Source organism: Streptomyces phaeochromogenes, from assembly GCF_001418655.1.
GTDB lineage: Bacteria > Actinomycetota > Actinomycetes > Streptomycetales > Streptomycetaceae > Streptomyces > Streptomyces phaeochromogenes.
Genome location: NZ_LIQZ01000449.1, coordinates 1 through 11,133, shown reverse-complemented (window position 1 = coordinate 11,133; position 11,133 = coordinate 1). Strand labels below are relative to the sequence as shown.

Genomic DNA, 11,133 nt, shown 5'->3' with positions numbered 1-11,133 from the left:
TTCGAGTCCCTGGCGGCGCACCACCGAAGAGGCTCCTCGTCACCGCGGGGAGCCTCTTCGCATGCGGCCGAAACTCCATCGCGTATGGCCGAACCCTTTCGGCCCGCTACCCTCTGGCCATGGCGCGCGACCTCCAGGAGCGGATCAAGAAGCTCATCATTGACCGCCGGCTGCCCTCGGGCGCCGTACTTCCGACCGAGCCCGAGCTCATGGAGCTGCTCGGCGCCAGCCGCAATTCCGTGCGCGAGGCGCTGAAGGCGCTCCAGGCGATGGGCATCGTCGAGATCCGGCACGGCTTCGGCACCTATGTGGGACCGATGTCCATGGCCCCGATGATCGAGGGCCTGGCCTTCCGCACGGTCGCCGGGCACTACCGGGGCGAGGACAGCCTGCTCCAGCTCCTGCAGCTGCGCGAGGCCGTGGAGACCGGGCTGATCGTCCGGCTCGCGGGCCGGGTCCCGGCGGGCGATCTCGCCGAACTGGATGCTCTGGTGGACCGTATGGACGCGGAGGCAGCCGCCGGCACCGGTCTCGCGGACACCGACCGCGCCTTTCACGCCACCCTCTACCGGGGTCTGGGCAACCTGCTGCTGAGCGAGCTCCTGGAGGCCTTCTGGGACGCCTTCCACCGCGTACGCACGGATCTCGTGGGGCTGCCGCAGGACCCGAAGGTCACCTGTCGGCAGCACCGGGAGATCCTCGACGCGGTGCGCTCCGGCGACGCGACCAGGGCGGAGGACGCGATAAGAGAACACTTCGGCAACATCCGTACGCGCTTGACCGCCACCACTCCGAACGAGACCATCAGACACCCCAATGAGCGCGTATGACCGGTAAACACCATGTTTCGCATCTTGCGATCATGGTGAACGGCGTAGAACCCTGGGCGACAAGAGGCTGCGGTTACTGGGCAGTTGGGGGCTTGGAACCGGTTGCGTGCGAAGGCGGGGAATAGGGGCCCCGTTCATGAACGGATGTCGAGGGGGGCATCATGCAACCGGAAGGCCGGTGCGCCGTGTCTATAGGGTATGTGGATGATGTGGTGGCGGGGGCCTGCTGTTGATGCGCCTGTGAATGTCTAGGGGGACATGAGCAGGCGAAAGGAACAACGAGCACGCGATGGTTCGCGTGTGGGGGGATGACTCATGACGTCGACGCCGACGGGCGCCCGGCAGAACTCCGATCCGTCCGAGACCACCCAACTGAGGGTGCCGTCACAGACTCGGACCGGCAGCTTCCGGAGAATCAAGAAGACACTGCCGAGATACGACTACGAGCACTACAGCAGGCTTGCGGGGCCTCTCACACAGCCCGATCCGACCCAGCCGTACAAGGTGCAGTACCGCTCGCTGCTCTCGCAGGAGCCGCACCGGCTGCGCGCTGCCCTGATGCTGGGCGCGGCGCCGCTGCTCTCGCTCGTCCTGCTCGTATGGCTGCTCCAGCCCGCGCACTGGACCGAACGCGACTACCCGGCCTTCGACTTCCTGCCGGCGCTCGACATCGTGATGCTGGTCTCGATCGGTCTGATCGAGCTCTTCCGCTGCATGAACGTGCTGTCGAACGCGCACGCCACGCTGGTCGCCCGCGACCCGATCCCGGTGGTGCCCGAGACCGGTACGAGAGTGGCCTTCCTCACCTCCTTCGTGCCCGGCAAGGAGCCGCTGGAGATGGTGACGAAGACCCTCGAAGCCGCGGTCAAGATCCGCCACCGCGGCCTCATGCATGTCTGGCTGCTCGACGAGGGCAACGACCCCGAGGTCCGGGAGGTCTGCGAGCGCCTCGGCGTGCGCCACTTCTCCCGCAAGGGCGTCGCGAAGTGGAACATGCCCAAGGGCCCGCACCGCGCGAAGACCAAGCACGGCAACTACAACGCGTGGATCGCGATGCACGGCGGCGAGTACGACTTCTTCGCCTCCGTCGACACCGACCACGTCCCGCTCCCCGAGTTCCTGGAGCGGATGATGGGCTACTTCCGCGACCCGGACGTCGCGTTCGTCGTCGGCCCGCAGGTGTACGGCAACTACGACAACCCGATCACCAAGGCCGCCGAGTCGCAGCAGTTCCTGTTCCACGCGCTGATCCAGCGGGCCGGCAACGCCTACGGCTCCCCGATGTTCGTCGGCACGTCCAACGCCGTACGCATCAAGGCGCTGAAGCAGATCGGCGGTCTGTACGACTCGATCACCGAGGACATGGCGACCGGCTTCGAGATCCACCGCCACAAGAACCCGGCGACGGGCAAGAAGTGGCGCTCGGTCTACACGCCGGACGTGCTGGCCGTCGGTGAGGGCCCGAACGCCTGGACGGACTTCTTCACCCAGCAGATGCGCTGGTCGCGAGGGACGTACGAGACGATCCTCAAGCAGTACTGGAAGGGCTGGTACTCGCTTCCGCCGAGCAAGCTCTTCAACTACACGATGATGATCATCTTCTACCCGATGTCCGCCCTCAACTGGATCCTGGCGGCGCTGAGCTGTGCGCTGTTCCTGGGCCTGGGCGCCTCGGGTGTGAACATCGACCCGGCGATCTGGCTGATGCTCTACGGCAACGCCTCCGCGCTGCAGATCGGTCTCTACGTCTGGAACCGCCGCCACAACGTCTCGCCGCACGAGCCCGAGGGCTCCGGCGGTGTGGCCGGCATGATCATGTCCGCGCTGTCGGCGCCGCTCTACGCGAAGGCGCTGATCGACTCCGTCCTGCGTCGCAAGAGCAAGTTCGTGGTCACCCCGAAGGGCGATTCCGCGAGCCCGGACACCTGGTTCGGGACGTTCCGGTACCACTGGTACTTCATGGCGATCTTCGCCGGTTCGATCGGCGCAGGCTTCGTCTACGGTCACGCCCACCCGGCGATGATCATCTGGGCGACCTTCGCGCTGCTCATCACGGCCTCGCCGATGTTCGCCTGGCGCTGGATGATGCGGCAGGACAAGAAGGGGCGCAAGCACCGGCAGGGCGGTCCCCAGGACCCGCCCGCGCCCCCGCAGGACAGCCGCATCCCCCTCCAGCCACAGGGTTCACAGCAGCCTCCGGCCGCACCGCACACGCCCCAGCAGAAGCCCAGCTGGGCGGCAGGCGGGGGCAACGACCAGACGGTGCAGATCTCCCTCGGGGGACGTCAGCATCACTCCGGTAACTGAGACCGGCGGCGACCCCGCCGCCGGCCCTCGGAGCCCGGCCCCCAAGGCCCCCCGGCCGAAAAGCCTCGCACGCCAGCCACCACGACAAGTTAGACGGGGATTGAAGTGAAAGACGGTTCCAGCCGCCGCCGCGCCCGCCGCATCGCGATAGGTGCGGCGGTGGTGCTTGCGCTGGCCGGGATGAACGGACCCGCGCTCTACCGCTTCGGGACGGATCAGTACCACGAGTACAAGATCAACAAGCCCGAGTACAAGGCCGCCAACGGCAAGTGGGACATCGTCGAGTTCCCCGAGGAGTACCGGCTCAACACGATCCACGCCGCGCTCCTGCACACCGGCAAGATCCTGCTGATCGCGGGCTCCGGCAACAACCAGGACAACTTCGACGCGAAGAAGTTCGACACGCGTGTCTGGGACCCGGTCAAGAAGACGATCAAGAAGGTCCCGACGCCGGCCGACCTGTTCTGCACGGGCCACACGCAGCTGCCCAACGGCAACCTGCTGATCGCCGGCGGCACCAAGCGGTACGAGAAGCTCCAGGGCGACATCACCAAGGCCGGCGGCCTGATGGTCGTCCACAACGAGAACCCGGACAAGCCGATCACCCTGCCCGCGGGCACCCGCTTCACGGGCAAGGAGGGCGGCAAGACGTTCGTGTCGAAGGACCCGGTCGTCGTCGAGCGGGCCAAGAAGGTCTTCGACCCGGACACCGGCAAGTTCCTGCGCAACGAGCCCGGCCTGGGCCGGATCTACGTCGAGGCGCAGAAGAGCGGCAAGAAGTACGAGACGGGTACGCAGGACAACTACCGCGTGCAGGGCCTGTCAGGCGCCGAGGCACGCAACACGTACGGCATCGCCGAGAAGCTCGCCCTGGACAAGAAGGACTTCCAGGGCATCAAGGACGCCTACGAGTTCGACCCGGTCGCCGAGAAGTACATCAAGGTCGACCCGATGAACGAGGCGCGCTGGTACCCGACGCTCACCACTCTGTCCGACGGCAAGATCCTCAGCCTCTCCGGCCTGGACGAGATCGGTCAGCTGGTGCCGGGCAAGAACGAGGTGTACGACCCGAAGACCAAGAAGTGGACGTACACCAAGGGCGTCAGGCAGTTCCCGACCTACCCGGCGATCTCCCTGATGCAGAACGGCAAGCTGTTCTACTCGGGCGCGAACGCCGGTTACGGCCCCGACGACGTCGGCCGCGACCCGGGTGTCTGGGACCTGAAGACGAACAAGTTCAACAAGCTCAAGGGCATGTCCGACCCGAAGCTCCTGGAGACCGCGGGCACGGTGCTGCTGCCGCCCGCGCAGGACGAGAAGTACATGGTGATCGGCGGCGGCGGGGTCGGCGAGTCCGAGCGGTCCAGCAAGAAGACCCGCATCATCGACCTGCTGGCCGACGACCCGAAGTTCGTCGACGGTCCCGAGCTGGAGAAGGGCACGCGCTACCCGCAGTACTCGATCCTGCCCAACGACGACGTGCTGGTGTCCGGCGGCTCGGAGGACTACCGCGGCCGCGGTGCCTCCAACATCCTCCAGGCGCGGATGTACGACTCGAAGTCCAACGACTTCAAGCGGGTCGCCGACCCGCTGGTGGGCCGGAACTACCACTCGGGCTCGATCCTGCTGCCCGACGGCCGCGTGATGTTCTTCGGCTCGGACTCGCTCTACGCCGACAAGGGCAACACCAAGCCGGGCAAGTTCGAGCAGCGCGTCGAGATCTACACGCCGCCGTACCTGTACCAGGGTTCGCGGCCCTCCCTCTCGGGCGGTCCCAAGACCATCGAGCGCGGCGACACCGGGACGTTCACCTCGCAGCACGCCTCGTCGATCAAGTCGGCCCGGCTGATCCGGCCGAGCGCGTCGACCCACGTCACCGACGTCGACCAGCGGTCCATCGCGCTGGACTTCACGAAGACGAAGAACGGCATCGAGGTCACCATCCCCAAGAGCCGCAACCTCGTCGAGTCCGGCTGGTACATGCTGTTCGTCACGGACGACCAGGGCACCCCGAGCAAGGCCCAGTGGGTCAAGATTCCCTGACCCGGAGCAAGTGATGTGACTGGGGGCGCCCTCCTTTAAGGAGGGCGCCCCCAGTCACGTACAGGCTGTTGCTCGCGGTCGCCTACCGGCTGTTGCCCGCGGGCTGTTACTTGGTCGCCTTCGCGAGTTTCAGTGCGTACTCGGGCCACCACTGGCCGGCCTTCGGGCCGCCCTTGCACGTGCCGTCGGACTCGCCGGGCCGCTTGACCCACACGTACGCGTCGACGAGGTCGTCGTCGGTCTTGGTCGTGGGCGACTCGCCGAGCGCGCGGCCGGGCGGGTTGCACCAGTTCTCCGCCGGGTCGCCTTCCGTGTACGGGCCGTTGCCGTTGCGGCTGGTGTCGACCACGAACGGCTTGTTGCCGACCTTCGACGACAGGTCCTTGCCGTACTTCGTGCTGTCGGCCGTCGTGTAGAAGTTGGACACGTTGACCGAGAAGCCGTCGGCCTGCTCGACGCCCGCCAGCTTCAGCGGCTCGGTGATGTCGTCGGTCTTGCCCCAGCCCGCGTTGCCCGCGTCCAGGTAGACCTTCGTGTTCTTCAGGGACTTGAACTTCTCGACCGCGCCCCGCAGAAGGTCGTAACGCTCCTCGTGGAACTCGTCCGGGGTGCAGCCGTCCACCATGTGCAGCACGGCGTCCGGCTCCAGGATCACCGTGGTCGCGCGGTCGCCGATGCCCTTGGCGACCTGGTCGATGAAGCCCCGGTAGGCGTTGCCGTCCGCGGCGCCGCCGCCGGAGAACTGGCCGCAGTCGCGGTGCGGGATGTTGTAGACGACGAGCAGCGCGTCCCGGTCTGCCTTCGCGGCGGCCTCGGTGAAACCGCGCGCCTCCTGCTCGGCGTTCTCCGGAGTGAGCCACTCACCGGTGGGCTGCTCGGCGATCTTGCGGATCAGTTCGGCGTCGTCCTTCTTGCCGTCCTTCGCATATGAGGCCACCTGCTCGGCAGCGTTCCCATCGGGATTGACCCAGTACGGGTCCTTGTCCTTGGGCTGCTGGCTCACCTTGGCGCCCGACTTGTCCTTCTCGCCATCACCGTCCGAGGATGAACACCCCGCCAGCAGCAGCACAGCTCCGGCCACCGCCACGGACGCCTTTGCCACCCCTCCAGTGGCGAAAAGAGACACAGCCCCCCTGCTCCCGTACATCAAACTCCCCCTCGGGTGCACCGTCCGAAGTCCCAATCCTGACATACGTGTCGGTCCGCCCACGAGCTCGGCCGCCCCTTGTCCACTAGCTGTTACACCCCCTTCCCACCGGGTAGGCGCCGGACGGACGTGCGGGGGGCGGTGGCCGGACTCGGGAAGGGCGCGGACATGCACCACAGCAGTCGGGAGGGCCGGCTGGGGGCCGCCCTCGTGGAAGCCGCGGACACGCTCTCCGAGGCCTTCGACACGGTGGCGTACCTGCGACGGCTCTCCGACCACTGTGTGGCCCTCCTGGACGCCTCGGCGGCCGGCTTCATGCTGATCGAGGGCGGCGAGGCGGTGTCGTTCGGTGTGAGCAGCCGCCAGCAGGAGCTGGCGCTGGACCTGCTGGAGGTCCAGCACCACGGCGGACCCTGCCTGGAGAGCTACGGCAGCGGAGAACCCGTCCCGCCGGTCGCGATCCGCGCGGCCCACGCCTCCTCGCGCTGGCCCGACTTCACGGAACGGGCGCTGCGCCACGACATCGGGAGCACCTTCGCGGTACCCCTGCGCCGGAAAGGCACCCCGCTCGGCGCCCTCAACGTGTTCGCGCCGGAGCAAGCCCGCCCGTCCCCGGCGCCGGAGGACGGGACCGCGCTGCTCCTCGCGCAGATCCTGGCCGACGCGGCTGCCCTCGGGCTCGCCAACCACCGCGTGTTCACCCAGTACCGGACGCTGACGAGCCAGCTGCAGGAGGCCCTCTCCAGCCGCGTACGCATCGAGCAGGCGAAGGGCATGCTCGCCGAGCGCCGGAGGACCGGGATGGACGAGGCGTTCATCGCGCTGCGCCGGTTCGCGCGCAGTCACCGGCTGCCCATCGACGAGGTCGCGACGGCCGTGATCACGGACTCGCAGGACATCGCCGAGCTGGGCCGCGAGCACCCCGGACCCGCCTAGACCCCCGCGACCAGCTGCGCGGATAACACAGCGCCACCGGAACGGGACTTGGCGTCAATCAGACCCTAGGCCGGAACGCCCATCCGAACTAGAGTCTTATCAGACGGCCCCGGCCCCTGGCTGTCCGACCATTCCCGATACGCGTTCGAGACGCGCGGACGGGCCCCTGAACCTCCCGTGCCGGCCGCCGGGTTACTCCCGCAGCCCGGGCGCCCACGGTCGAGGACCAGCCCGGTCGACGGCTCCGGGGGGAGCGGGTCGTCGACCGGGCCAGGTGCGGTACGGGGGTTCGGTACGCGGCTTCGGTTCGGTTCTCGGGGTCGGTACGAGGGTTCGCGCGAGGCTTTCTGGGGGCGCGGGGCTCACAGACCCGTGCCGCTGAGGTACGCGGAGACGACCACGTTCGCCGTGTAGGCGCGGCTCGTCCGGTCGAAGGTGCCGCCGCAGGTGATCAGGCGCAGTTCGGCGCGGCCGGTCTGCCGTGTCCCGTACACCTTCTCGGCGTCGAAGCGGTCCCGGGTGAAGACCTGGACGTCCTCGACGGTGAACTCGGCGACCCTGCCGTCGTCGCGGATCACCCGGACCGTCTCGCCCGGCCGTACCTCGCTGAGGTGGTAGAAGACCGCGGGCCGGGTCTCGGTGTCCACGTGCCCGACGAGCAGCGCGGTCCCGGCCGCCCCGGGCCGCGCGCCGTCCCCGTACCAGCCGACGGTCCCCGGCTGTCCGTAGGGCGGCGGGTCGATCGCCCCGCGCGGGTCGAGGCCGCGGGTCACCACGGGGGCCTGCACGCCCAGTGCGGGGATGTCCACGCGCTGGGGCCGCGCGTCCCCCAACGGCTCGGCGGCAGGCGGCAGTTCGACGCCGAGGGGCCGCCCGACCGCCGCCACGTCACCCGTGGTCGGCGCGGATATGCCCTGGCGCACGTCGGTCACCTCGCGGCCCCAGAGCCACAGCCCGAGGAGCAGCAGCGCCCAGGCCACGCCCATGAGCAGCCGGCCACCGCCGGAGGTACGTTCCTCCCTGTCGGACATGGCCGGTCAGTCCGTACCGCGGGTGCTCCCGCGACTCCGACGGGCACTGCGGACCGCCACGGCGACGGCGGCGACACCGGCCAGGACCAGCCCGACCACCGCGTGCCGGGTGCCGGGCCCCTCGGAGCGGGCGTCGACGACGGCGAGCCGCGCGGACCCGCCGCCGCCCGCGTGTACGGGCGCGACGGGGGACGCGGGCGCGACGGGCGAGGCCGCGGAGTCCCCGGGCTGCTTCTCCTTCTGCCCCTGCTGATCTTTCTGCTCCTGCTGTTGCTTCTGCTTCTGCTTCTGCTCGTTCTGTTCCTGCTTCTGCTGCTTCTCGCGCTGCTTCTTGTCGACGACGGTGAGGGCGCCCTTGACCTTGTCCTCGAAGCCGTCGCAGGTGACCTTGACGTCGTACGTGCCGGGGTCGAGCGTCGAGCGGACGCGGGTCTCGCCGGTGAGGACCCCGGGCTGCCCGGTGAGCTGCGCGTCGGCGACGAACGCCTCGGACGCGGCGGTGCCGGACATCCCCGAGCAGCCCTTGACCCGCAGTTGGATGTCGCTGCCGGGAGCGGGGGACCCCGGGGTCACGGAGACTCCCCCGTCGGCCGCGTACGCGGTGGGGGCGAGCGCGGCGGCAGCCACCACCCCGGCACAGAGAGTCAGTCGCAGTGAACCCATCGTGAACCTCCAGATATCTGGAGCGTCCTCCTCGGGGCACGGGGTCGCATCCGGGGAGGGGGTCCGCTGCTCCGTACGGGTGGCACGCCTGGGCGGGTGCCGCTCCCGTACAGGCGGCTCACGGGTGGCTCAGACGCGGTCGACGAGGTCCGCGATGGAGTCGACGACCGTGGACGGGCGGTAGGGGTACTTCTCGATCTCCGCCCGACCGGTGAGCCCGGTGAGGACGAGGAAGGTCTCCATGCCCGCCTCCAGGCCGGCCAGGACGTCCGTGTCCATGCGGTCGCCGATCATCGCGCTGGTCTCGGAGTGGGCCCCGATGGTGTTGAGTCCCGTACGCATCATCAGCGGGTTCGGCTTGCCCGCGAAGTACGGCTGCTTGCCGGTCGCCTTGGTGATCAGCGCGGCCACGGCGCCGGTGGCGGGCAGCGCGCCCTCGGCGGACGGGCCGGTCTCGTCGGGGTTCGTGGCGATGAAGCGGGCGCCGTCGTTGATCAGCCGCACGGCCTTGGTCATGGCCTCGAAGGAGTACGTACGGGTCTCGCCGAGGACCACGTAGTCGGGGTCGTGGTCGGTCAGCACGTACCCGATGTCGTGCAGCGCGGTGGTCAGACCCGCCTCACCGATGACGTACGCGGAGCCGTCCGGGCGCTGGTCGTCCAGGAACTGGGCGGTGGCCAGGGCGGACGTCCAGATGTTCTCGACGGGCACGTCCAGGCCCATCCGCCGCAGACGGGCGTGCAGATCACGGGCCGTGTAGATGGAGTTGTTGGTGAGCACCAGGAAGGGCTTCCCGGACTCCCTGAGCTTCTTTATGAAGGCGTCGGCGCCGGGGATCGGCACGCCCTCGTGGATGAGCACCCCGTCCATGTCGGTGAGCCACGATTCGATGGGCTTGCGCTCTGCCATGTGCCGTCTCCTGCCGTACGCGTGCTGCGTGAGCCGTGCGGGTCTGCCGCGGGTGTGGGGACGCCGTCACAGCTGTGTGCCGACGCCTCCAGACTAGCCATCCGCCCGATCTTGGTGGAGGGGGGCGGCAGCGGCCCGAGCAGAGAATCCCGCGGCTCCCGCGGCTCCCTCAGCGCCTGCGGCGGGCCGCGAGCAGTGCGCCGAGTCCCGCGCCGAGGAGCAGGAGCGCGCCGGCCGTCGCGGCGAGAATCCCCCGGGTCGAGTGCAGCCCCGTCCGGGCCAGCTCCTCCGCGAAGGGAATTCCGTCCGGTACGCGCCCGGAGGCGTCGGCACGGTCCCGGTCGCCCGTGCTGCCGACACCGTCCTTGCCGCCGACCTCGCCCGTCCCATCCCCTTCGCCGTCTCCCGCGCCCTCCCCCTCGCCGAGGATGCGGAAGCGGTAGTCGTTCGACTGCCCGACCCAGTCGCCGTCGTCGTCCCCCTGCCGCTGTACGACGGCGGCGTGCGCGACGACGTCGTTGGCCACGGCGTCCGAGGTGACGGCGAGCCGCACCTTGACGGAGAGGGTCGCGCCGGGCGCCACGGTGAACCCGGGGAAGGGAGCCTCTTCGACCTCGGATCCGTCGGCTTCGGACCTGTCGGCTCGGCTCGCGGGGGCGCCGAGGACCCCGATGTTCTCGTCCTGTTCGGTGCGCTCGAAGCCGACGGGGCGGGGCCGCTCCCCGTCGTAGAACTCGAGCCGCGGCTGCTCCGGCCGCAGCGCCCGCTTCCCGTCCACGAGGACGACGACCGGGTGGATGTTCCCGCAGGTCGCGTCGGTGGTGTTGGTGAGATCGATGTACCAGGTCCGGAACCCGCCCCCGGCGTCGTACTCGGCGGGCCCGCCATGAATCCGCGTACGAACCGGAAACTCCCCGCCCCCCGGCTCGGCACAGGTCGGCCGACTGGGCCGTTGATCCACCCCCGCCGCGGCATCGGCCGGCACAGGAGCAAGGGCGGCTGCAGCACTTACGGCGAGACACACGGGCTTGCTCAGTCGCATGGACACGGGAGCCTGCCACGCCACCCACACCGACCGACTCCGGCACGCTGGCACGGGGCCCGTTCGGGGCGGGGATTGCACCCGGTCGGGGCAGACCCGCCCCATCCCCAGGGGCGCGGGGAACTGCGCAATCTTTTCGCTTTTAGGGGCGCGGGGAACGGCGCAATCCTTTGTCTTTCAGGGGCGCGGGGAACTGCGCAATCTTTTAGGGGCGCGGGGAACGGC

General features: G+C 69.1%; 9 protein-coding genes. 4 read left to right on the top strand and 5 right to left on the bottom strand.

Going from position 1 to position 11,133, the window contains the following annotated elements:
- Positions 1-119: 119 nt before the first annotated feature.
- From AOK17_RS42455 to glxA, 3 genes are all read left to right on the top strand, one after another.
- On the top strand, positions 120-830 hold the full coding sequence (locus tag AOK17_RS42455; protein ID WP_055617995.1) for a FadR/GntR family transcriptional regulator: 711 nt from the start codon (positions 120-122) through the stop codon (positions 828-830).
- 315 nt (positions 831-1,145) lie between these two features.
- The gene (locus AOK17_RS42450) at positions 1,146-3,137 is read left to right on the top strand and encodes a glycosyltransferase family 2 protein (RefSeq protein ID WP_055617994.1); all 1,992 of its coding nucleotides are present in this window, start codon (positions 1,146-1,148) and stop codon (positions 3,135-3,137) included.
- A gap of 105 nt (positions 3,138-3,242) precedes the next feature.
- Positions 3,243-5,180 (top strand): radical copper oxidase GlxA, encoded by a 1,938-nt coding sequence (gene glxA / locus AOK17_RS42445; RefSeq protein ID WP_055617993.1) that lies wholly within the window; start codon positions 3,243-3,245, stop codon positions 5,178-5,180.
- Between the two features lie 106 nt (positions 5,181-5,286).
- Here glxA and AOK17_RS42440 read toward each other — a convergent pair whose 3' ends face one another.
- Positions 5,287-6,327, bottom strand: a complete 1,041-nt coding sequence (locus AOK17_RS42440; protein ID WP_055617992.1) for a glycoside hydrolase family 6 protein — start codon at positions 6,325-6,327, stop codon at positions 5,287-5,289.
- 168 nt (positions 6,328-6,495) lie between these two features.
- Here AOK17_RS42440 and AOK17_RS42435 point away from each other — a divergent pair, with 168 nt between their 5' ends.
- Complete coding sequence (locus AOK17_RS42435; protein WP_055617997.1) at positions 6,496-7,263, top strand: GAF and ANTAR domain-containing protein; 768 nt, start codon at positions 6,496-6,498, stop codon at positions 7,261-7,263.
- Positions 7,264-7,625: 362 nt separating this feature from the next.
- Here the strand turns inward: AOK17_RS42435 and AOK17_RS42430 are convergent, their stop codons facing one another.
- From AOK17_RS42430 to AOK17_RS42415, 4 genes are all read right to left on the bottom strand, one after another.
- Positions 7,626-8,294: a class F sortase gene (locus AOK17_RS42430; protein ID WP_055617991.1), complete on the bottom strand. Its 669-nt coding sequence runs from the start codon at positions 8,292-8,294 to the stop codon at positions 7,626-7,628.
- Between the two features lie 6 nt (positions 8,295-8,300).
- A complete protein-coding gene (locus AOK17_RS42425; protein WP_055617990.1) occupies positions 8,301-8,957 on the bottom strand; it encodes a hypothetical protein in 657 nt (218 codons plus the stop codon).
- Positions 8,958-9,086: 129 nt separating this feature from the next.
- Entirely contained in the window at positions 9,087-9,866 is a 780-nt protein-coding gene (locus tag AOK17_RS42420; protein WP_055617989.1) for an HAD-IIA family hydrolase, read from the bottom strand.
- Between the two features lie 169 nt (positions 9,867-10,035).
- Positions 10,036-10,851, bottom strand: a complete 816-nt coding sequence (locus AOK17_RS42415) for a hypothetical protein (protein WP_425424685.1) — start codon at positions 10,849-10,851, stop codon at positions 10,036-10,038.
- Between the last annotated feature and the right edge of the window lie 282 nt (positions 10,852-11,133).